The 478-nt window shown below is 65.5% G+C and carries 1 protein-coding gene; it reads left to right on the top strand.

Annotated features, from left to right (window positions below; translation table 11 throughout):
- Window positions 1-478 (top strand): leucine-rich repeat domain-containing protein (locus QWI17_RS00080; protein ID WP_302720474.1); only part of this gene is annotated, 478 nt, incomplete at both ends.

The raw sequence follows: 478 nt of genomic DNA, 5'->3' as shown, positions 1-478 counted from the left end.
TGGCCATGTGGCAGAACTGACACTGGCAGGTTTGCACGTTCCTGCGCTGCCCCCTGGTTTCCTGAGCTGCTTCCGGCACCTGCGCACGCTCGACCTGAGCGACAATGCCTTGCGTGAGCTACCCGAGGGCCTTGAAGGGATGCCCGAGCTGAACCAGCTGATACTGCGCAACAACCGCATCCGCCCCAGCGCCGGGCAGGTGGCTGCGTTGTTGCGCTGCGTCAATTTGCGCCGGCTGGACCTGAACGACAACCCGCTGGGCGCTCTACAGTTGGATGTGTCTGGGCTGCGCCGGCTGCAGCGGCTGCGCTTGCGGCGTACCGGGCTGACCAGCATGCCTTCAGGCCTGCAATGGTGCGCGCGCCTGGAGTATGCCGATCTGCGCGACAACCAGATTGCCGAGCTGCCTCAGGCATTGCTCGACGCCCCGGCGTCGGTGAGGCAAGTCGTGGACGTGGAAGGCAACGCGCTGCCCACT

Origin of the sequence: Gilvimarinus gilvus (assembly GCF_030518155.1) — a bacterium.
In the GTDB taxonomy this organism is placed as follows: domain Bacteria; phylum Pseudomonadota; class Gammaproteobacteria; order Pseudomonadales; family Cellvibrionaceae; genus Gilvimarinus; species Gilvimarinus gilvus.
This window is presented reverse-complemented; position numbering and strand designations above follow the sequence as displayed.